Source organism: Saccharopolyspora hattusasensis, assembly GCF_050972075.1.
Lineage (GTDB): Bacteria > Actinomycetota > Actinomycetes > Mycobacteriales > Pseudonocardiaceae > Saccharopolyspora > Saccharopolyspora hattusasensis.
In genome coordinates this window covers 6,887,526-6,908,929 of record NZ_JBPCDC010000001.1, presented here as the reverse complement: position 1 = coordinate 6,908,929, position 21,404 = coordinate 6,887,526, and the positions used below count along the sequence as shown (strand labels likewise).

19 protein-coding genes and 4 pseudogenes are annotated in these 21,404 nt (G+C 64.9%); 9 read left to right on the top strand and 14 right to left on the bottom strand.

What is annotated here, in order from left to right; translation table 11 throughout:
- Positions 1 to 62: 62 nt before the first annotated feature.
- Positions 63 to 611: a helix-turn-helix domain containing protein gene (locus tag ACRXBZ_RS33305; protein WP_433882440.1), complete on the bottom strand. Its 549-nt coding sequence runs from the start codon at positions 609 to 611 to the stop codon at positions 63 to 65.
- A gap of 75 nt (positions 612 to 686) precedes the next feature.
- The gene (locus tag ACRXBZ_RS33300; protein ID WP_433882439.1) at positions 687 to 1,286 is read right to left on the bottom strand and encodes a hypothetical protein; all 600 of its coding nucleotides are present in this window, start codon (positions 1,284 to 1,286) and stop codon (positions 687 to 689) included.
- A gap of 346 nt (positions 1,287 to 1,632) precedes the next feature.
- On the opposite strand from ACRXBZ_RS33300, the gene ACRXBZ_RS33295 reads away from it, so the two are divergent.
- Both ACRXBZ_RS33295 and ACRXBZ_RS33290 read left to right on the top strand, forming a co-directional pair.
- The gene (locus ACRXBZ_RS33295; RefSeq protein WP_433882438.1) at positions 1,633 to 1,860 is read left to right on the top strand and encodes a hypothetical protein; all 228 of its coding nucleotides are present in this window, start codon (positions 1,633 to 1,635) and stop codon (positions 1,858 to 1,860) included.
- Positions 1,857 to 2,768: an NADH-quinone oxidoreductase subunit C gene (locus tag ACRXBZ_RS33290; RefSeq protein ID WP_433882437.1), complete on the top strand. Its 912-nt coding sequence runs from the start codon at positions 1,857 to 1,859 to the stop codon at positions 2,766 to 2,768. The genes ACRXBZ_RS33295 and ACRXBZ_RS33290 overlap by 4 nt, the downstream gene beginning before the upstream one ends.
- On the opposite strand, the gene ACRXBZ_RS33285 is transcribed toward ACRXBZ_RS33290, so the two are convergent.
- Genes ACRXBZ_RS33285 through ACRXBZ_RS33275 form a run of 3 tightly spaced genes read right to left on the bottom strand, consistent with a single transcriptional unit; the run spans position 2,761 to position 5,296 of the window.
- Positions 2,761 to 3,624, bottom strand: coding sequence for a metal ABC transporter permease (locus tag ACRXBZ_RS33285; RefSeq protein WP_433882436.1), 864 nt, complete (start codon positions 3,622 to 3,624; stop codon positions 2,761 to 2,763). The genes ACRXBZ_RS33290 and ACRXBZ_RS33285 overlap by 8 nt on opposite strands.
- Positions 3,621 to 4,361, bottom strand: a complete 741-nt coding sequence (locus ACRXBZ_RS33280) for a metal ABC transporter ATP-binding protein (RefSeq protein WP_433882435.1) — start codon at positions 4,359 to 4,361, stop codon at positions 3,621 to 3,623. Before ACRXBZ_RS33280 ends, ACRXBZ_RS33285 begins: the two co-directional genes overlap by 4 nt.
- Positions 4,358 to 5,296: a metal ABC transporter substrate-binding protein gene (locus ACRXBZ_RS33275; RefSeq protein ID WP_433882434.1), complete on the bottom strand. Its 939-nt coding sequence runs from the start codon at positions 5,294 to 5,296 to the stop codon at positions 4,358 to 4,360. Before ACRXBZ_RS33275 ends, ACRXBZ_RS33280 begins: the two co-directional genes overlap by 4 nt.
- A 288-nt stretch (positions 5,297 to 5,584) precedes the next feature.
- Here ACRXBZ_RS33275 and ACRXBZ_RS33270 point away from each other — a divergent pair, with 288 nt between their 5' ends.
- The gene (locus ACRXBZ_RS33270) at positions 5,585 to 6,118 is read left to right on the top strand and encodes an AMP-binding protein (RefSeq protein ID WP_433884046.1); all 534 of its coding nucleotides are present in this window, start codon (positions 5,585 to 5,587) and stop codon (positions 6,116 to 6,118) included.
- 7 nt (positions 6,119 to 6,125) lie between these two features.
- Positions 6,126 to 6,752, top strand: coding sequence for a nucleotidyltransferase domain-containing protein (locus ACRXBZ_RS33265; RefSeq protein ID WP_433882433.1), 627 nt, complete (start codon positions 6,126 to 6,128; stop codon positions 6,750 to 6,752).
- 29 nt (positions 6,753 to 6,781) lie between these two features.
- Here ACRXBZ_RS33265 and ACRXBZ_RS33260 read toward each other — a convergent pair.
- Together ACRXBZ_RS33260 and ACRXBZ_RS33255 are read right to left on the bottom strand one after the other, a co-directional pair.
- Positions 6,782 to 8,594, bottom strand: a pseudogene (locus ACRXBZ_RS33260) (VirB4 family type IV secretion system protein).
- Positions 8,591 to 9,265, bottom strand: a pseudogene (locus ACRXBZ_RS33255) (PrgI family protein); the annotation flags it as partial. The pseudogenes ACRXBZ_RS33255 and ACRXBZ_RS33260, both read right to left, overlap by 4 nt.
- Positions 9,266 to 9,270: 5 nt before the next feature.
- Here ACRXBZ_RS33255 and ACRXBZ_RS33250 point away from each other — a divergent pair.
- From ACRXBZ_RS33250 to ACRXBZ_RS33235, 4 genes and pseudogenes are all read left to right on the top strand, one after another.
- Positions 9,271 to 9,759 (top strand): annotated as a pseudogene (locus tag ACRXBZ_RS33250) (site-specific DNA-methyltransferase); the annotation flags it as partial.
- An 81-nt stretch (positions 9,760 to 9,840) separates the two neighbouring features.
- Positions 9,841 to 10,182, top strand: a complete 342-nt coding sequence (locus ACRXBZ_RS33245) for a helix-turn-helix domain-containing protein (RefSeq protein ID WP_433882432.1) — start codon at positions 9,841 to 9,843, stop codon at positions 10,180 to 10,182.
- Positions 10,183 to 10,334: 152 nt separating this feature from the next.
- Positions 10,335 to 11,558, top strand: coding sequence for a tyrosine-type recombinase/integrase (locus ACRXBZ_RS33240; RefSeq protein WP_433882431.1), 1,224 nt, complete (start codon positions 10,335 to 10,337; stop codon positions 11,556 to 11,558).
- Between the two features lie 154 nt (positions 11,559 to 11,712).
- Positions 11,713 to 11,991, top strand: a pseudogene (locus ACRXBZ_RS33235) (transposase); the annotation flags it as partial.
- Positions 11,992 to 12,088: 97 nt separating this feature from the next.
- Here ACRXBZ_RS33235 and ACRXBZ_RS33230 read toward each other — a convergent pair.
- The 5 genes from ACRXBZ_RS33230 to ACRXBZ_RS33210 form a co-directional block, all read right to left on the bottom strand.
- The gene (locus tag ACRXBZ_RS33230; protein ID WP_433881654.1) at positions 12,089 to 13,462 is read right to left on the bottom strand and encodes an IS701 family transposase; all 1,374 of its coding nucleotides are present in this window, start codon (positions 13,460 to 13,462) and stop codon (positions 12,089 to 12,091) included.
- 228 nt (positions 13,463 to 13,690) lie between these two features.
- Positions 13,691 to 13,855 (bottom strand): hypothetical protein, encoded by a 165-nt coding sequence (locus ACRXBZ_RS33225; protein WP_433882430.1) that lies wholly within the window; start codon positions 13,853 to 13,855, stop codon positions 13,691 to 13,693.
- Positions 13,856 to 13,986: 131 nt separating this feature from the next.
- On the bottom strand, positions 13,987 to 15,852 hold the full coding sequence (locus tag ACRXBZ_RS33220) for a hypothetical protein (RefSeq protein ID WP_433882429.1): 1,866 nt from the start codon (positions 15,850 to 15,852) through the stop codon (positions 13,987 to 13,989).
- Complete coding sequence (locus tag ACRXBZ_RS33215; RefSeq protein WP_433882428.1) at positions 15,849 to 16,373, bottom strand: hypothetical protein; 525 nt, start codon at positions 16,371 to 16,373, stop codon at positions 15,849 to 15,851. Before ACRXBZ_RS33215 ends, ACRXBZ_RS33220 begins: the two co-directional genes overlap by 4 nt.
- Complete coding sequence (locus ACRXBZ_RS33210) at positions 16,360 to 17,523, bottom strand: dsDNA nuclease domain-containing protein (protein ID WP_433882427.1); 1,164 nt, start codon at positions 17,521 to 17,523, stop codon at positions 16,360 to 16,362. The genes ACRXBZ_RS33215 and ACRXBZ_RS33210 overlap by 14 nt, the downstream gene beginning before the upstream one ends.
- A gap of 260 nt (positions 17,524 to 17,783) precedes the next feature.
- Here ACRXBZ_RS33210 and ACRXBZ_RS33205 point away from each other — a divergent pair, with 260 nt between their 5' ends.
- On the top strand, positions 17,784 to 18,605 hold the full coding sequence (locus tag ACRXBZ_RS33205) for a hypothetical protein (RefSeq protein ID WP_433882426.1): 822 nt from the start codon (positions 17,784 to 17,786) through the stop codon (positions 18,603 to 18,605).
- A gap of 22 nt (positions 18,606 to 18,627) precedes the next feature.
- Here the strand turns inward: ACRXBZ_RS33205 and ACRXBZ_RS33200 are convergent, their stop codons facing one another.
- On the bottom strand, positions 18,628 to 19,014 hold the full coding sequence (locus ACRXBZ_RS33200; protein ID WP_433879291.1) for a hypothetical protein: 387 nt from the start codon (positions 19,012 to 19,014) through the stop codon (positions 18,628 to 18,630).
- Positions 19,015 to 19,238: 224 nt separating this feature from the next.
- Positions 19,239 to 20,903, bottom strand: coding sequence for a group II intron reverse transcriptase/maturase (ltrA, locus tag ACRXBZ_RS33195; RefSeq protein ID WP_433882425.1), 1,665 nt, complete (start codon positions 20,901 to 20,903; stop codon positions 19,239 to 19,241).
- Between the last annotated feature and the right edge of the window lie 501 nt (positions 20,904 to 21,404).

Genomic DNA, 21,404 nt, shown 5'->3' with positions numbered 1-21,404 from the left:
ATGCCGAGCACGTGAGCGCGACAACTTTCCACAAACTTCATTTCCCGCGACAGTCGGCATAATCAGATAGTCCGCATAAGACGCTTTATGCCGAATTCGGCATAAAGCGTCGCCGGTCCACAACTCGTTCGGGCGAGCCGCTTCGAACCGGCCGAACACCGCCGGGCCGCCGCTGCCGTGGGTGGCCAGCCCGTGCTCGGCGAACAAACGTTGCACGGTGCGCTCACCCGGCGCGCCCACCCGAGCTGGGTGCGCAGGATCCGGTGGACCTGCGCACCGGTGCGGTCAGGGTTCTCCTTCTTCAGCGCCAGCGCCAACTCGATGATCTCGGCCGGGGTGCGTGGGATCGACTGCCGCGGGGCCGGCACCAGCGCATCGAACCCGCCCCGCCGCCAAGCCCTGATCCACCGATCCAAGGTGTCCCGGGAATAACGCACCCGTTTGCCGAACGGGTCGACGTGCTCGACCGCGGCGATCGCGCGCACCATCTTGCCCCGCGCCTTCGTCGACAGCTCGGGATCCGCCGCCTCCCGGATCAGCTGATACCGAAACAGCCCGATCTTGCGGGCCCGCTCGGCCCGCGCCGCTTGTTCGTCGTCTCCGACAACCATCTCCCACCACCTCCATGGGTGTGCCTGTTCCACACAGGACAGAAATGCACCCAACAGGAAGTGATCACCAGTGCGTCAGGGGCAACTCGTGTTGATCCACTCCGCCGGCCATCCCGGCGCCAATAACCGGCCCCCCGAGACCGCGACCACCAACTCCCACGGCGCCACCGTGCCGAGCACGAACCGGCCCGCCGCGGCCCGCGCAGCGGCCAGGATCGCCGTGACCGCGTCCGCCCACACACCCCCAGCCGGCCCAGGCAACACCGGATCCACCTCAAGCGCCCGCAGCCACCGGGTAAACACCGCCCGGACCGGCTCGGCGCGGCCGGCGAACCGGCGCAGCCAGCCCCGCACCGTCTCCGCCGGACGACCCAAACCAGCGGCGATCCGCCGGAAACCAACACCGGCAGCCTTGGCCACCAGCGCCTGCCAAATCACCGCCACCGCATCCGCCCGCCGCAGCAGCGCCGCCACCGGCAACAACACATGCGTCGCCCCACAACGGGTGCACCGCGCACGGCGCGGCCACAGCAGCACCGGACCCGCCTGGCCCCGCAGCGTCCGCTGCCGCGCATGCCCCCATCCCGTGAGCACTCCCGAACACAACGGGCAGGTCAGCTCACCCGCGACCAACCTGCGCTCGACCCCATCCACGTCAGCCTCTACCGTGACCACAGCGCCTCCGTGCGCTATCGCACGGCCCTCCCGAGGCTCCTCCCAAGAGACAACGGGAGGGCCGTCGCCTACTCCCAACCTCGTCACGGTGACGGCGCCGACGAACACGATCAACCCCCACCCGCCGGCCGAACCTCCATCGGCACACTCCCCGACGGAAACACCGGCCTATATCGGCGCACTCAGCGGCGGCGGACAGCCTACTCCAGCATCGAACACCTCGGGCTGATCGCCCTCGGCGCCGCGATCGGCACCCCGCTGGCGCGGGCCGCCGCGCTCCTGCACATCCTCAGCGAACTCGGCATCGCCCGCGCGGCCCCTGGGCTGGGCGACCGCCGCCGCACTGGTGCTGATCCTGGTGATCGGCGCGGCACTCATCGGCCGCACCAGCCGCATGCTGCTCGGCACCCCACCGGAGGGCCCCGGCGCCGCCACCGCAGTCTCCCGCCTGCCGGTGACGACCGCCATCGCGCTGGTCGGCGGCCTGCTGGCCTGCGCCGCACTCGGCGTCACCGCCGGTCCCCTGACGACCCTGCTCACCGAAGCCGCTCAGCTGCTGGGAGGCACCCGATGACCACTGGCGAACCGGTCGGTGCCCACCGCACCGCCCTGACCATCGCACCCGAGGAGCTTCCCGCGCACGCGGACGCGTTGCTCGACAGCGGATTCCGGGTCGCGCTGATCGCCGGGCACGACGACAGTGACCGGCTGCGCGCGGTCTACCTGTTCACCGCCGCCGCCCCGGACCGCCGCGTCGAATTGCGCGTTCCACTGGACCGCGACGACCCGCGCGTGCCGAGCCTGGCCGCGCTATCGTTCCCCGCCAGCCGGTTCGAACGGGAGATGCGCGACCTGTTCGGCATCGTGCCCACCGACCACCCGCTGCCGCGCCGACTGGTCCGCCACTTCCACTGGCCGCAGGGCTGGTACCCGATGCGCGCCGACGCCGGCGACCCGCCGGAGTCCGGCGATGTCGCCGGGCCGTACCCGTCCGCACCGTCGAAGGCCCCGGGGTGTATGAGATCCCGGTCGGCCCGGTGCGTGGTCGGCGAGACCATCCTCGACCTCAAGGCCCGCCTCTGGTTCGTCCACAAAGGACTGGAGAAGCTGTTCCAGGGCCGCCGCCCCTACCAGGCGGTCGAACTGGCCGAGCGCATCAGCGGCGACACCGCCGTCGGGCACACCCTGGCCTTCTGCCTCGCCGTGGAAGACGCCCTGGACCTGGCCGTGCCCCCCGGACGCGCAGCGTATCCGCGCGATCCTGCTGGAACTGGAACGGCTGTACAACCACATCACCGACATCGACGCGCTGTGCAACGACGTCGGCTGGCCCGCTCTCCCGGTCGCAATTGGGAGTTCGCGGGGTCCGCATCGTCGCTGAGTCTTCGCCGTTCGGCGGCGTGGCGGTTCGCGTGCGCACCGCCGGACGGTGCGCACGAGGTGTCCGGCGGCGGCGAACAGGCGGCTGGAAAGTTCAGTTGACGGGAAGGCGGCGGCGCCTGGCGAGTCTGGCGGTAACAAGTCCGCGCCTGGGGCCGAACAGGTGGACCAGGGTGAACACGGCGCCTTGCGTGAGCACGATCATCCCGCCGGACGCGGTGTCCAGGTGGTAGCTGAGGTACAGGCCGAGCACCGAGCACAGGGCGGAGATCGACGGCGCGATGAGCAGCATTCGGTTGAACCGGTCGGTGAGCAGGTAGGCGGTGGCGCCGGGGATGATCAGCATCGCGACGACAAGGATCACCCCCACTGCCTGGAGCGCGACGACGGCGGTGACGGCGAGCAGGCCGAGCAACGCGGCACCGAGGACGCGGGGATTGAGGCCGATCGCGTGGGCGTGGCTGGGGTCGAAGGCGTAGAGCGTGAAGTCGCGCCGCTTGAGCACGAGCAGGCCGAAGGTGACCACGCCGAGGATGGCGACCTGGACGAGGTCGGCCCGGCTAACCCCGAGCAGGTTGCCGAAGATGATGTGGTTGAGATCGGTCTGGCTGGGGGTGATCGAGATCAGCACGAGCCCGAGCGCGAACAGGGTGGTGAACACGATACCGATGGCCGCGTCCTCCTTGACCCGGCTTGTGTCCCGGACGGCCCCGATGAGGGCGACGGCGAGGAAGCCGAAGACGACAGCGCCGAGCGCGAACGGGGCACCGGCGATATACGCGAGCACGACACCGGGAAGGACGGCGTGCGAGACAGCGTCGCCCATGAGGGACCAGCCGATCAGGACGAGCCAGCAGGACAGCACCGCGCAGACGACCGCGGCGATCACGGCGGTGATGAGGGCGCGGACCATGAAGGCGTAGCCGAGAGGTTCGAGTAGAAAGTCGAAGACGTTCATCGGGGCACCCGATCTAGCACGTCCACGCCGAAGGCCAGCGCCAGGTTGCCAGGTTCGAGTACCTCGCCCGGCGTGCCGTACAGCAGGACCTTTCGCATGAGCAGGACGGCTTCGTCGGCGAGTTCGGGCAGCGCGTGCAGGTCATGGGTGGAGACCAGGATGGCCGCGCCCGCGCCCGCGAGTTCGCGCAGCAGGCGGGTGATGGTCGCCTCGGAACGCTTGTCCACACCGGCGAAGGGCTCGTCGAGCAGCAGCACGGTAGCCCCCTGGGCGAGGCCACGGGCGACGAAGGCGCGTTTGCGTTGCCCGCCGGACAGTTGCCCGATCTGCCGGTCCGCGTACTCGGTGAGTTCGACCCGCTCGAGGGCTCGGTCCACCGCGGCGTGATCGGCCTTCTTCGGCCGCCGAGTGAACCCGAGGTGCCCGTAGCGGCCCATCATGACGACGTCGCGGACGCACAGCGGGAACGCCCAGTCGACGTCCTCGCTCTGCGGAACGTAACCGATGGCCCCGGCCTTCCGTGCCTGCGACGGCGGGCCGCCGTTGACGCGGACCCGCCCGGTGTCGGGTCTGACCATGTCCATGATGGCCTTGAACAGCGTGGACTTGCCGGAACCGTTCATCCCGATCAGCCCGCAGACGCGGCCGGCGCCGAGGGTGAGGCTGGCGTGGTCGAGCGCGAGGACGTCACCGTAGTGCACGGTCACGTCCTCCACGAGGATCGCCGGATCGTTCACGGGGCGCTCCGCGTGAGCGCTCCGACGATCGTCCGCACGTCGTGGCGGATCAGGTCCAGATAGGTGGGGACCGGGCCGCCGGTCTCGGAAAGGGAGTCGACGTAGAGGGTGCCGCCGAATGCCGCGCCGGTGGCATCGGTGACCTGTCGCATCGGCGCGTCGGAGACTGTCGATTCGCAGAACACCGCGGGAACCTTGTTCTCCATAACGAACGCGATCGCGGACGCGATCTGCTGCGGGGTCGCCTGCTGCTCGGCGTTCACCGCCCAGATGTACTTCTCCGTCAGGCCGGCATCGCGGGCGAGGTAGGAGAACGCGCCCTCGCAGGTGACCAGCGCTCGTTCGTTGGCCGGGAGCGCGCCCAGCCCGGTGATCAGCTCGTCCTGGACCGTCTGGAGTGAGGCCTGGTACGCCCGCCCGTTTGCCTGGTATGCGGCGGCGTTGTCCGGGTCGAGTTCGCTGAATGCCCGGACCATGTTGTCCACGTAGACCCGCACGTTCAGCGGGGACATCCAGGCGTGTGGATTCGGCCGCCCAGCGTAGGCGTCCTCCGCGATGTCGATGGGCTTGACGCCATCGCTGACCACCGCATGTGGAACGTCCAATTCCTCGACGAACTGTGCGAACCACGCTTCGAGGTTGAGCCCGTTGTCGAGGATCAAGTCGGCCTTCGCGGCCTTCTTGATGTCGTCCGGGGTCGGTTCGTAGCCGTGGATCTCCGCCCCGGCTTTGGTGATCGACTCCACATGGAGGTGATCGCCCGCGACGTTCCGCGCGATATCGGCCAGCACGGTGAACGTCGTGAGTACCACTGGGCGGTCGCCCGACGTGCCCGTGGCGCTGCCACACGCGGCGAGCGACAGCGCGAGACCGGCCGTGACCACCGCCGCCCCGGCCCGGCGGGCGGACTTCAAGAGCAAAGACCAGGTTCGCATGCGAGAACACTAGAGTTAACACAGACGAATATCAATATTTGGCGCTCCGAAAACAGGTCAGGCCATGGGGCCGCGCACGGCCTGCGCCGCTTCGATCGTCGTCGGGAACTCGGCGACCGCTCCGCCCCGCTCGGCCAGCTCCGCGATCTCGCTGGCAGAGCCGGGATCGTGCCCAGCAACCGGATGCGGCCCGCACGGGCGCCCAGCCAGGCGAGCGCTTCCTCGCGCACGCCGAGCCGGTACAGGATCCGCTGATCGACCAGGCCGCCGCGATAGGGGCCTGACCAGATCATCGCGGCGGTCGGGATCCTGTGCGCCGGCGGCGTCTACGTTCCGGTCGGCGTCGAACATCCGTGTCTGCGGCGAGAGCGCATCTACGCCGATGCGGAGGTCCGCGTCGTGATCGACGAGACCGGGGACGGGCTCTATCTGCCCACGGCCCTGCGGGCCGATCCGCTGGCCGAGCCCGTGCCCGTCGAACCAGACGCGTTGGCCTACGTGATCTTCACGTCCGGTTCCACCGGCAGCCCCAAGGGGGTGGAGATCACCCGTGACTCGGCGGTCAACACCATCGCCGACATCAACGCCCGGTACTCGGTCGGCGCGCACGACCGGATGCTGGCGGTCTCGACACTGGACTTCGACCTGTCGGTCTACGACGTCTTCGGCGATCCGGCTCGACGATCTGGACGTGCTCTGTGCTGTGCTGGGGTGCACCCCGGCATGGGCCTCGTCTACACCAGACTGATCCCTCAGCGTCGTCGTCGCCGAGCTCGGGCCATGACGCACACCGGCCCGTACCAGCAGCCGGGTCCACGATGATGAGGTGGTGACACCGACATGCATGCCGTGGGGAGCCTGGGACTCTGCTACCCCAGCAGAGGTGGCGAGCCTGTTCGGCTCGCTGCACGTGCCGTGGTGGCTGGCCGGCGGCTACGCCATCGAACTCGCTCTCGAACGACGCCTGCGGGAGCACGCCGACATCGACGTGCTCCTCCTGCGCCGCGATCAGCTCGCGGTCCAAGATGCCTTGGCCGGATGGGAATGGTGGGCCGCCGACCCGCCCGGCAGGCTGCGGCCCTGGCGACCCGGCGAGCGCTTGCCCGACGGCGTCCATGACATCTGGTGCCGCCCCGGCGCCGACGAGCCGTGGCGCATCCAGGTCATGCTCGATGAATCCGTCGGCGACGACTGGGTATCGCAGCGCAACCCCCACCTGAGACGCCCGGTCACCACGCTCGGTCACACCAGCAGCGACGGCATCCCCTACCTCGCTCCCGAGATCCAGCTGTTCTACAAAGCCAAGGAGCCGCGCCCCAAGGACGACGCGGATTTCGCCGCAGCCCAGCCGATGCTCAGCACCGGACAACGTCGATGGCTCGCGGACGCCATCAGCGACACCTACGGCCACCATCCCTGGCTGCAGCAGCTGTTGCCGCAACCACCCAGTGACTGAAGTTGCCCAACTCTGGGACGCCGATACGCTCACGACAGATCCACCATCCCGGAGTTCATCTCAGAACCTTCCAATCTTGCGAGGAACTCCGGGTCAGTGGTGACGAGGGTGTGTTCGGTGGGTGAGGCGACGGTGTGGAAGGCCACGCGCTGGGTGCCAGCGGCCAGCAGGCCTTGGCCTTGTTCAGCTGCGAGCAGGAATTGGCGTTCGCCGGCGGAAAGATCGAAAGTGCGGGTTGATCTCCTCGATCGCTTGCGGGGCCTGCCGCAGCAGGATCTGGGTGGCGGCGTTGGCGATGACGGCTTTGCCGAGATCGCTGCCGAGCACATCGGCGGTGTCCTGGGTCGCCACGGTCAACCCGGCCCAGTGTTTACGGGACGCCTTAGCCATACGGAACAAGAACTCCGCGCCCGCGGGTTGCCGCATCAGCAGCCACGCCTCATCGACGACGACCAGCCGCGGCCGGCGGAGCACGGGGTGAGTGACCCGGCGCCACACCGCGTCCAGGGTGAGCAGGGTGCCGATGGGTTTGAGTTCCTCAGGCAGATCCCGCAGCGAGAACACCACAAGGTGCCCGTCGGGGCGGATCGTGGTGGGCCCGTTGAACAGGTCCTGGAACGCTCCGTCGACATAGGGGTGCAGCCGCCCGGCGAGATCGGCCGCGACAGTGTGGCCGGTGGCGGTGAGGGTGTCGCGAAGATCGCGGAGCGTGGGAGCGGGGCGAGTCCAGGTGCGGGCATCCGGGGTGATTCCGGCCTGGCGGTAGGTCGCGGCGATCGCCTCATCCAGCACTGCCCGCTCCCCCGCCGACAGTGACGCGTCGAGGAGCACACTGATCACGGTCTGCAGGAACAGGCTTGCGCGCACGAGCGCGTCTTTCGGCGCGGTGCGCGTGCCATCGGCACCGGTAGTGATGGGCAGGTCGAAGGGGTTGAGGCGCACACCGTCGGCACCGAGGTGGAGATAGCTGCCACCCACGGCCTCGGCCAGACGCCGGTATTCATCTTCGGGGTCGATGACAGCGACCTCGATCCCGCGATACAGCGAACGCAGCGTCTCCAGTTTGACGAGGTAGCTCTTCCCGGCACCACTGCGGCCAAGGATCACACTGTTGTGGTTGTCGGCCGCGAAGCGATCCCAGTGCACCAGCCCTTGGCTGCCCACATTGAACCCGTAGAGCACCCCCGTCGGCGCCGACACCGAGGTGGGGTCGGCCGGAGGGAGGTCGGCGCTGGTGAAAGGGAACGCTGCGGCCAGCGCGCTGGTGTCGAAGGTGCGGCGCATCCCCAGCAGATCGAGTCCCATGGGGAGGGTGGACACCCAGCCCTGCAGACTGCGGTAGGTGGCGGGTGCGGCGTCCAGCAACAGCGACGCCGCCAACGCCCGGACCGCGGCAACCTCGTCAGCCAAGGCCTCCTGTGTGCTGGCGTGGATCGTGAGGTAGAGGCCGAGGCGGAACAGTTTGCCTTCGCCGCGGGCGATCCGGGCGGAGAGCTCGTAGGCGTCCTCGGTGGCCGCGTCCATCTGCGGGTCCGCGAGACGGCCGTGCTCGGCGGTGTGCCGGCGACCGGATTCCAGTTTCGCCAACTGGTTCCGCAGGCGCCTCGCGGCGGTCGTGGGGTCGACCGGTTCGACGTGCAGCGACACATCCAGCCGACCGGGATAGGTCAGCAGGGGCTGCAGCCACCCCGGATGGACTTCGCGGGGATACCCGGTGATCGCGAAAGACGCGGCCCAGTCCCCGCCGACCTCCACGTGCCGAGGCCAGATGCTCAGCGCCTCCGGCGCGAACACCGCCGAACTCGCCTCCCGTGCGGCACGCTGCCGTGTGCGGGCCCTCATGCCGCTCGCCGCCACTCGTCCTCGCCGGCGATGTCATGGGTATGCCGCGATGCCTCGGGCTGGGTGGTGATGATGTCCTCCGCGCCGACCACACCCGTGAACGCGGGCAGGACGCGGTCGGGGTTGCAGGCGGCGGCCAGCACACTGGTGGCCTGTCCCGCATCCAGGGCAGTCACCACGATCCCGGCAGTTGCAAGGAGATCCGTGGCTTCGTCCAGCCGTCGCACCAGGCGCGCTTCGGCGGCCCGCCGCGCCGCATCCCCGGGGACGCTCCTGGTGGTGCGCTTGTGGCGCCGCCAGGTGAGAAAGACTGGTTTCGTGGTGGCGTGTTGCAGGGGTTCACGCAGAACGAGAAGGACCTGGCGGCGGAGCAGGTCCGCGTGCCCGGCGAGATAGTTGAGGTAGTCGGCGTGTTCGGCCGCGGCGGCTTCCAGCGCGGGATGTGGCAATCCCCCGGCACGATCCCGAAGGTCGGCGATCTGCGTGGTCAGGTCGAGACGTTCGGCGCGGATGAGGACCTGGATCGGGGCGGTCAGGGAATGCAGATAACGCCCGAAACCGGCTACCAGACCGGCTTGTTCGGCCGGGGTGCGCAGCGCGAAGTTGACCGTCGAGGCCACGGCCACCACCGCCAGCCCGTCCGCGCCGAGATCCACCACACCGGCCTCGGCCGGCCACCACCGGCACCGCCGGCGTCCACAAACACCACCACCGCTACGGCAACACCCTCGACCGCGGCAACCTCGCCAACATCGGCCACCACCGCCTCCTCGCCGGATTCACCCGGATCCTCACCCACACAGCCGTCTTCCTGAAGCCCGGCGGACACGTCGCGGTCACACTGCGCCCCTGGCGCGAACACGCCGAACTCATCGACCTGCCCGCCCACATCCTCACCTGCGGCCGCCAAGCAGGACTCATCCCCACCGAACGCTGCGTCGCACTGCTGGCCCGCATCGCCGAAACCGACCTCGTTGCCCGCGGCAGCTTCTTCCAACGCGACTTCATCCGCAAACAACGCGACAACGGACTCCCCCTGCACCTCATCGCCCACGAAGACGTCCTCATCTTCACCAAACCCACCACGTCGAGAGCCACCGCAGAAAAAGGAACCCCTCAGCTACAGCTCCGAGACTCGGTGCACGCGCCACTTACTGCGGCGTAGGTACTGTCCGCAAAGACACCCGCATCCACGGCGAGCACGACGGCGATCACCGAAGTCAGATCCAGACAGGACGTTTATCTCATGAGAAATGTAGGCAGATCAGCACTACCACGCCGGGCCGGACTGAAAACACCTCGCAGTACGCCGGCAAGTAAACCCAGCATCCCTGCGACCGAGGTCTTGCAAGAAAACACCACACCTGGACAACAGGCCGAGCACGCAAGCAGTATCGAAAACCAGGGCACATTCCTCTACACCGCTGAAGAAGCCGCCTACCTTCTGCGCGTCCGCCCTTCGTGGCTGCGACGGAAAGCCTCCGCTCGCGCCATCCCCTGCCGGTTCCTTGGTAAACACCTGCGGTTCTCGCGTAGCGATATCGCAGAGATCGCAGGAATCGACCCTCCCACCGCGAGCAATACCTAGGAAAACTCAACGCAGTTACCACACGACTACATACGCCCAAACAGGGCATTACCCACCGGATTTACTTGACACCGGTCAGTAACAGAGCGTCCATGTGTCCGTCACAACACCAACCCAGCCAATACGGCGCAAGTTTCCCAGGAAGCCCTGTCATGTCCTTTGTGGAAAAATCAGGCAAGAACACGTGGCGTGTCCGATACTGGAAAGATGACGGCACACACGGCTCTATCCCAGGGTTCGCCACGAAAAAAGCCGCCGAAAACAAAGCAAACGAGATCGACAGCGAACGCCGCCACGGAACCTTCCTCGACCCCAACGCCGGGAGACTCCTTCTCGCCGACTGGGCCACCACATGGCTCGATTCCCTCGACGTGGAACAGGCGACCGAATCGCAGTACCGCAGTCTCACCCGCAACCACATCCTCCCCCAATGGGGAAACACCTCCTTGAACGACATCGCCGGATCCGCCGTACACGGCTGGTCCAAAAAACTCCGAGCCAAGGGCTACGCCAACTCCACCGTCATCACGATCGTCAAGATCCTCTCGATGATGCTCGCCGATGCCGCTCATGAGCGACTCATCCCCGCCAACCCCGTCCGGCCCCAACGACGAGGCAAACGCCGACGCGCACCCCGTCGCGAAGCTCTCTGGGCCACCCCTGATCAAGTCCTCAGGATCGCCCTGCAAGCTGCTGTCACAGCATGGCCAGGAGCAGGAGTACTGATGATCACTGCTGCCTACACCGGGGCACGCTGGGGCGAACTCGCCGGCCTGCAACGCTTCAATACCCATCTGGACGATGGCTGCATCGTGATCGACCCGGAGATCGGCGCTCTCCACGAGGTCGACGGTGTCCTGAGCCTAGGCCCGCCGAAGACCGAGGAATCCGCCCGCACCATCTCCCTCCCGCCGTTTCTCATCGAGATGCTCCGAGCCCATCTCGACACCCACTCCCATTCCCATGTATTCGTCACCAAGGACAACGAACTCTTGCGCCGCAGCAACTTCTCCCGTCGCGCGACGCGCCCCGCAGCCGACGGGACTCTCCACAAACCCTGCGCACGGCACCATCTCCAGGCGATCGCGCCGGGCTTGGTCTTCCACAGCTTCCGCCACAGCCACAAAACCTGGCTCATCGCCGACGGCATTCCACAGGTCGCCCAAGCCCGCCGCCTCGGCCACGTCATCCCCGACAAGATCGAACACATCTACTCCCACGTAGCCCCCGAAATCGAAACCCGCCTTCTCCAAGGACTCCAACAGCGTTGGGCTACAGCGCTCACCGCATTGCTCGACCAACAGAGCACCCGCACCGCTACGACCACAACCGAAGCCATCGGACTACGAACACTCCCTGCCATGACAGCAGCATGAACAACTTGACGTCGTTGCGGACGAGGCCCTAATCTGCCGCTTTCACGCGGTGTGTGGAGACACGTGGCGTGATTTGCGCGGGAGTGCCTGTCCTGTAAGGGAAACTGGTGTTTGCGACGACAACAGTTGACCCGAACAGGAAGGCACCCCGCGAGTGAAGCGTAACCAGTGGCGTCCGTGGTTGTCCGTGATCGTCGGCGGCGAGTCGTTGATCTCCTCGGCCGGTGGTGCTCTGTTGGCGCAGACGGCCCAGGCGTGTGGCCTGGAACGGGTGTTGTCGGCGGCGTTAGGGCCTTGGCGGCTGCCGCTGGCAGTGCATGATCCGGGTAAGATCGTGGCCGATCTGGCGATTGCGGTCGCGCTGGGTGGGGACTGCGCGGCCGATATCGACGTGGTGCGGGCGCAGCCGGAGGTGTTCGGGGCGGTGGCCTCGGATCCGACAACCAAAGATCACCTACACAAGATCACCTCCGGTCTGCTGGACGCGCGAAACATCGAGGCTAGTACGGCAGCCGCACTTTCCGGTTGGGCTATGTTCGCTGGTCACGACGTAGTCGGGTGCGGTGATGGAACCAGCGGGCGCGAGCTTGGTGTCGGCGTCGCCACCAGACCCAGTGCAGGTGGTGGGTTTCGGGGTGGAGCCGACGGGTGACCAGTGTGAATAGTCGTTTGATCTCGGCGACAGTGAGTGCGATCAGGCCGGGATCCTCGGGTGGCTGCTGATCGGGCGTGGTGGGCAAGATTGGTGCTGGAGCTCGGGTTCTGGCTTGGGCTGCGGTGATGGCGCAGACGGCGAGCGCGGCCAGAGTGAGTACGATGTGCCGCAGCAGTGCGGTGTAGAGGCGGACCTGGGAGTGATCAAGTCCGAAGTGGTCTTTTCCGAACTCGAACCCTTCTTCGACTGGCCAGCGCAAGCATGCGACCCGCACGAGGGTCATCAGCGTGATCGGCCGTCCAGCGGGAACGTGACAGTAGTGGTAGGCCAACTCGCCGGTCTGCAAGTGTTTGCGTATCAACAGAAAGTGGCGTGGGCTCGCGGTCGCGATCCAGGCCCAGGCGTACATGCGTTCGCCTTTCGACCCGGTCACCGAGCAGACCTGCCAGGCCCGCTCGTGCTCGCGGCTGGCCAGGTGCGTGGCCACGGTAGCGTCCGCGCGTATCCGCTCACCCGTTGGCAACTCGATGGTGAAGGCGCACCCGACGCGCATCACGTACCCGATCTCGTTGTCCTCCAAGAAAGTCCGTAGCGGGCCCGATCGGCCATAGACCTCGTCGCCCGCCACCCACGGTGGTATCGTCTCATCCGAGATCATGTCAAAAAGAATGTCTTGCGCCAGTTGCGGTTTCGTTCGGAACTCGGTCTTGTCGGGAACACCGAGCGCGACACGGCGATCAGGATCGTCGAGCTGTTCGGCCGGCACATAGATACGGGCACCGACCAGCGCGTGCCCGCCGGGGGTGGCGTACGAACAATAGACTGTGTTCACCCCATTCGCGACCCGGCCCGCGCAGCCCATGTACTGCCGTTTGGCGCCCGCAGTGCATTCCCCCTGTTTCTCCTGACCGGACTCGTCCAGCGCCACCACCCGCAACGGCTGGTCTCCTAACTGGTCGACCACGAACCGTCGCACCACCCCCTGAACCTGATCGTGGTCCCACACCGCGTGATTGAGCAGCCGCTGCATCCGATCCGGAGTCCGGTCTCCCGCGTGCTCGGCGATGGTCCACCCGTTCTTGCGCGGCAGATCACTCATCAACCCGGACATGTACTTCCTGGCCTGCCCAAACGGCTTCGCCCGCGCGAAACACGGCCTCAACCGTCCGTGCAGCACCTCCAGGTTCGCCACCGCACGCGCACCCTCTACCATGACAGCCGCAGCCGCCTCACGATCTTCTTGCGTCACAACATGATCATCGCGAGGCGGCTGCCCGCCTGATTAACCGGGCCCCCTCAACGCCCCTGACCAGCCAAGATCACCAAAGTGCGGCTGCCGTACTAGCTGACGTCGGCATCCGTGCTGTGAAGATTCCTCCCCGCTGTCCCCGAGCGAACTGCTTCGCCGAACGATTCGTGCTCACCGCCAGAACCGAAATCACCGACCCGTATCCTGATCTTCGCTGAACGACACCTGCTAACCGTACTGGCCCACTGCGTACGGCACTACAACGGTCAGCGACCGCACCGAGGTCAGCAGCTCCGACCTCCACAGCCAGACCACCCCGTCCCTAACCTCAACCACGAACGGATCGCACAACGCGCGGTCCTCGCAGGTCTCATCAACGAATACCTGCAGCATGAAACCGCAAATCAGCCCCACCGGCCGAGTATTGGAACCCGACAGGCCAACGGGCTGACGATCGTGAACCAGTCGACCCGTAAGAAATCGCTCGGGCGTCTCGAGAAGTTAGTACGGATCGTATGAAATCGCTATTCCGAAGGGACGAATCGCTCGATATCAGACAGCTGCAGGGCGATGTGGACGCCCTCAACCGGTGGCAGGTCGTTGTCGACCACGATGATCTGCAGCTCATCGACGTGATTCGTGGCGGCGTTCAGCAACTCGCGGTACATGTTCTTCAATCGGACCAGGTCGATTCCCTCGTGGCCTACATTGCTGCTGACACCGTCAATTACCAGTAAGTTAGGCAGATGACTGCTGGGGTCGGAGAGAGCCACTCGTTGGTGCGCTAGGGCATGGGCGACGTTGACAAGTACTTCCACGCCCTGCGAACTCAGCTCTGAGAAAGATCGCCCGTCCACGATGGGTAGGTAGTTCTTTCGGCTGATGTAGGAACCGGGACTGTCATCGAATCGCGGTGCGTCGAAGGCCCGTAGGGTCTCTTCGAAGGCTGCATCGAGCGCTGCCATGCGTCCGGCGACCTTGGGATCGTGGTGTCGTTCACTGTCGAGACGAGTGACAAGGTGATCGTGTTCACGTTGAAGTTCGGCAATTCGTGCGGTATTGCCGCGTAGTTGCGTGTACAGAGCGAGCGCATCGTCGATACGTGCTACGTGCTCCTCTAGTCGCGCCTGTTCGGCTGCGTGTCTGCGGAGCGAATCAACTCGATCGGAGACATAGTGACCTGCTGCTTCGTCGAGCTGTGTGCCGAGGACAGCGCGTCGATTGGCGAGGTCGGAACGTTTCTGTTCGAGGGCGGCCAAGCGCTCGTCGCTTCTGGTAACGAGTTCGTCAGTCTCCGCGATCTGCTCAATGACCCGGTCTTGTTCGGATGCCAAGGCCGATGTCGGCGGAGCTGGCGGGTGCACCTGCAGACATAGTCTGCAGGTGTCTTCATCGCCGCGGCCAGGGATTGATGAGCCGCAGCGTGGGCAGGTATGGAACTCGAAATCGCTCAGAAACCGTTCGGCGACCAGGGTCCGGGTGATCTTTCGACTTTGGGCCACAAGCTGGTCGCGCAGCCCCGTCAGCCGTGTCTTCGAGGCAGTCTCTGAGCGTAGCTCGGCCTCGGCTGACTGCATTTGTGCCTCAATCTCGCCAATTTGTCTCCTCAGGCGCACCGTCGAAGAATCCCTGGCGATCAGGGACAGGGCTCGCTCCTGTGCACGGAGCTCTTGTAGGCGGTCGAGTGCATCGGCCCTACGGTTCTCGAGCGTCGCCTGCGAGTCAAAGACCTGCCCGGACAGGACCCGCTCCAGGGTCGCGCTATCGCCGGTTAGCGATTTGAGTTCGATGGCAACCTCGCGCAGGCGGGCACGCAAGCCGATCGTGTTTGGGTCGTAGATGCCGTATAGGATCTCGAAGACGTATCGGCGCTTGATGTTCTTGTTGTGGTTGTCTGGCGTTCCGAAGACAGAAGAGTCGATCTCATCTTGCCGCAGCACGCAATACATGAGGTAATCGCTGATCGTCACAGGTACCAGATCGCTGGTCTGGTCAGAGGGGGCACGGGGGACTTTGGCCTGTGGCAGATCGAGCATCCGCAGATACCAGTCGCGGAACGTGAGGTCGTATCCGGCCTGAAGTCTGCTGGCCGGCAGCCGCCACGCCTCCCGCGGGCCGCCTATCTCGGCAATTTCAACCTTGGCAGTGTCCGTCGTTACCAAGGGGCGGACGATGCGGAAACGGCGGTCTCCGATCAATACTGTTCCCGAGATCGTTTTTCCTCGTAACTCCGGGATGACGCTGACATCGGCTCCCAGGAGGGCGCGCAAGCAAGAAACGGCCGCTGTCTTGCCACCACTCATCGCGCCGGTGATGGCGTTCATGCCTGGCTTGAAGTTGACTTCGCGGCTTGTGCCGTTGAGCCTCAAACTTTCGATTTGTAGCCTCATAGCTTCGTCCCCCACGATGCCTCGACGATGTCGGGGAACGTGTTGTAGATTAGATTTTTTAACGTAGTCCCGCTCAGATTGAAATGGCGCCGCAGCAGGAGGGCGCGCTCGCGCACCGCAGACCAACTGGTGCTAGTAGCTAAACCTCTAGCGACCTGTTTTCCTTGGCTGGTTGTTGTGTATGTCGCAGTGGGTCCCTTCTGGTGGGGCTTGATCAGCCCTTTGCCTATCAACGCACCTATAAGGCTGTAATAGGCGGGGTCCCAGGGGCCGTAGCGGTAGCGGATCATCCCCTGCTCGATAGCGCCTGTCAGCCACGGGTCATCGCCTACGTCTGAATCGGGAGCGCGGTCGGCCATGAGTCGGGCGAAGCGGTCTGGGTAGCGGAGCAGGAAGTCCAGCTTAGCGAGCTTCATGCGTCCTTCGACACCAGCTGTGCCGAAGGCATCGATCAACACCAGCAGGCGGGCTTGTGCGTCGATCGACGGTGGTGCATATTCGAGGACATCAGACGGTGTCATTAGCGTTCCCCCAGGCGAAGTGACATTCATCAGACTTCGCGCAGGCACGTCCTAACAGGAGTAACCCGTCTTTGGCGTAGAGTGATCGCGCGTCCAACATGTGGGCGTTCGCGTTGAGTTCCGTGGCCAATTCATCGAATATCTGGTCTGCCGGTCGATCGATGGTCGCGTTGTGGCGGCGCACTATACGTCGTGCCATCAGCAAAAGTCGGGTGTCCAGGTCGTCTGCGGTCTCCCGACCCGGCCAGGTACCGAGGGATTCCTCCTGCAGACGACGGTAGTCCGCCTCCGCCCGTAGGTACTGCGCTTCTTGGATGGTGTCGGGGGAGGCGCCGCCTGCGCGCATCTTGTGTACCAGTTTTGTTTCAATGGTTTCTATGCGTTCAGTGTAGGCGCTCAGGAGGACATGGTCGGGGTGTTGAAGGCGCTGGGCCAGGTCGGCGATCGAGGCTCGGGAAATTCTTTTATTATCGAATACGCCGTCCGGCTCAAGCCCGAGGCGACGGAGCCAATCGGGTCCCAGCGCGCCCTGCATGGCCTCATGGATCCGGGTGAGTACAGCCTCGTAGACAGCCCGCTGCACTGCGCTCGTGACTTGGGGTGCCAACTCACTCAGGGCGAGCAGACTCTTCTCTTCCAGACTCCCGCGCGTTGGCAGTGCTTCAACCCGTACCAACCTGAGATACGACTTCACTTTCTCAAGCGGTGCCTTTAGATGCGCTGCTACCCGAGCCAGGCATTTCTCGTGTTCGGCGCCAGCTCCGCGGGCGAGGTGAGCTAGGGCGTCATCGGCAGGATCGAGCTTGCCTTCGAGTGAAGCGGTAAGTTGGTAGCAGAGATTTTGGCCATCGAGTGTCTCGTGAGTGCGCCATAAACTCTTGAGGGCTTTGCTGCTTAAGACCTCCGTCAAGCCCCAAGGCGCGGGGTTATCGCGCGTCTTGACCTGTTGGAAGTCCCAGAGCATGTCTCCGTTGAGTAGGCGTCCTACTACGACATCCTCGATATGTTCGCAGATCACGAACTGGACAGATGCTCCCTCGGCAAGCATGGCCAGCACGGAACGGCCGGCAACGTGTTCCTGATAGGTGAACCGACGTAGTGTGGCGGAGCCGGAATCGTCAGGTGCCGCGATGTCGAGTGGATCGCCCACACATCCCCCAGTGAACTTAGTCCTGCTCAAGCTAGTCTAGAGCGTGATCTCTGAGGTTGTCGATCTTAATGAGACAAAACGCCTTGTACGCCATACTGGCAATAGGCCAATCCGGTGACTCCCCCCTATGATGGCGCCAGGGTTAAAGGCTCCCGCGCATCTCTGGCTCCTGCTGGATGCGATCGTCGTGGCCAGCTTGGCCCCAACGGCGGCGTTTCGCGGTTCCAGATGATGTCGGTGAGGTCTGGGACGCTCATCGCATGTCGATCGTTGCTCAAGCTCAGCGTTCTGCGAGCGTGTTGTGTCGTTTCCTGGACGATCGTCTGCGTCATCGCGGCGATGTTGAGGATGGCTGGGTGGAGATGCTTCAAGCGGCGTCTGGTCCGGAGTGCGGTTTGCGCCATAGGTGGGACGATCTTGGTCGTGCTCTGGAACTTCGTATTGGCCTCGATCTTGGCCAGTGTCCTGAGCCCCAGGGGTTGCTGACGTATCTTCCGCCGGAGCAGTACGCGGAGTTACTGGTCTCTGTAGGGATGAAACCGAGGTACGTTCGCGGGATGCCTGCAGGCGGGACCAGTGACCCTGTCTTGTTGGACTGGAGACGCGCTCCCGAACCACAGCCTGTTGACCAGGAGAGAGAACGCCGCGCTCTGGCGACGTCCCTGGACCTGATGGAAGTCAACAAGATGGCCCATAACCATCGCGACTGGGCGGTCGATCGGCGGCGGTTCTGGTTCGTCGCGGCCACCGAGGGCGGCTCGCTGGGAGCTGATCTCGAAGCGGTCGATGCCTTGGGTAAGGCATGGGCGCAGTATGTCGAGCAGGGCCGCGCGGCATTTCATGCATTGGGGGATCGTGTCGTCGTTGCGCCGGAGCTCGGTAATGGGTTTGGTATCGCTGATCTCATCGTCGGAAAGGCGTTGGTTGACGTCAAGCTCACCAGGGAATCTACGCCTCCAGTGGGGGAGTGGCTGCGACAACTCCTGGGTTACCTGCTTCTGGACTGGGATGACGTGCTGCGGCTGGAGACCCTGGCGGTGTACGCCGGCTGGCAGGGCCGGATGCTAACCTCAAGGCCGTGAAGTTTGGCTGTTGTAGTGATCGTCAAGGGTCTGCGGGTGTGAGGATGTCGACGCCGACAGTGGCTTTGTAGCTGGTTCGGTCGATGTTCGGGCCTCGGGCCTGGTATTTGGAGATGGCGCGTTTGACGATGCGGGGACATACCCGTAGTCGTCGGGCGGGGAGCAGGTTGGCCAGGATATGGCGGCCGATGGTGCCGACCAGATCGATGACCGTGTCGGCGATGACGTTGGCGGCCTGGATGAGTTGGTCGCGGGCGGCCTGGTAGGCGATGGTGAAGCTGGCTCGGTCGGGATCAATGTCGGGTTGGGTGTTGGTGGCGTCGGCCATCGCGGTGCGCAGCAGGTGGTAGGTGACCAGCAGGGCGTAGATCTCCTGTTCGGCGCCAGCCGGGGTGCGGGCGCGTAACACCCGGCCGCCGAGGATGGACGATTTCAGTTCCAGGTAGGCGGTTTCGATCTATCGGGTAAGGCCAGCGGGTTGCCCCGCTGGCCTCCCCTCAGCACTGCCCGTGCGGCTTTCACCGCGAGTCAGCGCAAGCAAGCCGCGAGGGCGGTGTGGGAGTGCAGGCTGTGCGGCTGCGCTGGCGAGCGAGGAGTTCGCGCTGGCAGGCCGCGTGGACGAGGCGGGTGTGGTCACCGTCTGGTGAGCTGGGCCGTCCGTGATGGGTGAGGTAGTTGGCGTTGATCGCCCGTCGGACGACGTGCTGCCACCACCGTTCCCATTCGTGGGGGGGACTGCGGTTGGTCGGCGGTCAGGATCGGTCCCCGGCAGATCGGGCAGCGGCCGTCCTGCTTGGTGAGCAGGCGCAGCGTGTAGCTGTCCAGCGGGGGTTTGACGCGCCGTCGCCGGTTGGCCCAGTACTCGGCCAGGGCAGGGTCATCTGGGGATGCCGCGCCCTTGACCATGGTGTGCCGGACGATGCCGGTCCAGGAGGGTTTCGCCAGGTAGGTGCCGCTGGCGGCGTCACCGAACACCCAGCGATCGTTTCTGAACTTGTTGTATTTGCCGAAGTAGCGGGCCACGATCCATTTCTTCGGCTTGTTGGCGTGGCTGAAGGTTGCCCACTTGTAGCAGAGCACCCACAGATAGTTGTCCAGACTGGAAAATGTGCTGGACGAGACCACGCCCCGGTAGTAGGCCGTCCAACCCCGGGTGATGGGGTTGATCCTGGCGATGACCGCAGCCGCGTTCGCCCCGCGCAGGGCGCGGAACTCGGTGCGGAGCCGTTCCCGGATTCGCTGGACAGCCGCTTTCGATGGTTTGATCAGCAGCTTGCCGTGATACCGCCTGATGTTGAAGCCCAGAAAGTCGTACCCATCATCATCGATGTTTACGATCTTGGTCTTTTCCTCATTGAAGCTGAGACCCCTGGGTGCCAACCATTCAGCGATTCTGGCCTTGATTTCCTGTGCCTGCCGCTGGCTGTGGCAGAGTGCGACCAGGTCGTCGGCGTACCGAATTACCATCGGTGAGCCCGGTTTGATTTTCCTCGCCTCGCTGGTGCCGGCGGGGTAGTATTGGACTCCGGCTGCTGTTTCCAGCCCATGCAGAGCGACATTCAGTAAGAGTGGGCTGATCACGCCACCCTGGGGTGTGCCCTCATCGGTTGGCGTGAACCCTTTTCCTTCCTCTATCACACCGGCTTTCAGCCATTCCCGGATCAGGTCCCTGGCCGGGAAAGACCCGAGTGCTTCCAGTAGCCGGTTGTGGTCGATCTTGTCGAATGCCGCTGCCAGGTCCGCGTCCAGAGCCCAGACCCGCTTGGTCTTGGCGGAACAGCAGGTCTGGAAGATCGCCCCGATCGCGTCATGGCAGCTTCGCCCCGGTCGAAACCCGTAAGACTTGGGTTCGAACTGGGCTTCCCACTCAGCTTCGAGTGCATTACGGACCCTGCCTTGATGGCAGCGGTCCGCGATGACCGGAATTCCGAGCGGCCTCAGCTTTGCACGGTTTCCCGCCTTGGGTATATAAACCCTCTTCACCGGCCGGGGACGCCAGGTTGCGGCTTCGCGATGCACCCGCACCGCCAGCTCCATCCTGGCCTGAGGAGTCAAGGCGACCTCCGCATCGACCCCGGCGGTTTTGCGTCCCGCGTTCAACTGCGTCGCTTGCCGCACGCTGACCAGCGTGTTGCTCCAGCTCCGCAGCATGAGTTTCTGCAGGTTCCTGACCGTGGCCAGGGAACCCTCCCGCGCCGCCTTGAAGATCCGCTGCCGTAGCCGCCGTACGTTTTCCTCGTGCAGGCGCCAGTCAATGGCGGCCCAGTCGAGGGTCACGTCCTTGGGTCCGTTCACCATCGGTGTCTAACTTGTCCTTCGGTTCCAGGGTTTCGGCTGCTTGTCTTCAAAGGCTCACCTGCCCACGTCAGCGCCTCTTTCAAGGCCCGGGCACCAGGCCCGGTATCCGGCCAGTTATCCAGTGGCGGCGGCCGGGAGGTGCCGTCGTGTTGCCGCTGGTTTCCTGTTGACTTTCGTCCACCGCCACCAGGGTTTCTCCCGATGACGATGACGCCGTTATCGGCATGACCGGCTTTTGCTTCTTGGGCATCTTGTTCCCGGCAGAGGATTCCGCCTTCCTCGCGGTTGGCCTACCTGCCCGCCCCCAGGCGATCAGGACTCTGCCGGGGTTTCCATGTTCCGCACGTGTGAGATGCGGCCGGGGTGGGTGCCTCCTATACTCCGGGGCGGTGGTGTCCTCCCGATCAGCGCTGGGTCTCCGATCGGCACCTGCCGTTTCTCAACGGCCAGCCCTGTCATCCGCCTGACACATTCCACCGGCGGAAGCCACTATTACGAAGC

Coding starts and splice junctions, on each gene's coding strand:
- ACRXBZ_RS33305 (WP_433882440.1), bottom strand. CDS start 611: ATGGTTGTCGGAGACGACGAACAAGCGGCGCGGGCCGAGCGGGCCCGC.
- ACRXBZ_RS33290 (WP_433882437.1), top strand. CDS start 1,857: ATGACCACTGGCGAACCGGTCGGTGCCCACCGCACCGCCCTGACCATC.
- ACRXBZ_RS33285 (WP_433882436.1), bottom strand. CDS start 3,624: ATGAACGTCTTCGACTTTCTACTCGAACCTCTCGGCTACGCCTTCATG.
- ACRXBZ_RS33275 (WP_433882434.1), bottom strand. CDS start 5,296: ATGCGAACCTGGTCTTTGCTCTTGAAGTCCGCCCGCCGGGCCGGGGCG.
- ACRXBZ_RS33245 (WP_433882432.1), top strand. CDS start 9,841: ATGAGAAATGTAGGCAGATCAGCACTACCACGCCGGGCCGGACTGAAA.
- ACRXBZ_RS33240 (WP_433882431.1), top strand. CDS start 10,335: ATGTCCTTTGTGGAAAAATCAGGCAAGAACACGTGGCGTGTCCGATAC.
- ACRXBZ_RS33225 (WP_433882430.1), bottom strand. CDS start 13,855: ATGCTGCAGGTATTCGTTGATGAGACCTGCGAGGACCGCGCGTTGTGC.
- ACRXBZ_RS33220 (WP_433882429.1), bottom strand. CDS start 15,852: ATGAGGCTACAAATCGAAAGTTTGAGGCTCAACGGCACAAGCCGCGAA.
- ACRXBZ_RS33215 (WP_433882428.1), bottom strand. CDS start 16,373: ATGACACCGTCTGATGTCCTCGAATATGCACCACCGTCGATCGACGCA.
- ACRXBZ_RS33205 (WP_433882426.1), top strand. CDS start 17,784: ATGTCGATCGTTGCTCAAGCTCAGCGTTCTGCGAGCGTGTTGTGTCGT.
- ltrA (WP_433882425.1), bottom strand. CDS start 20,903: ATGGTGAACGGACCCAAGGACGTGACCCTCGACTGGGCCGCCATTGAC.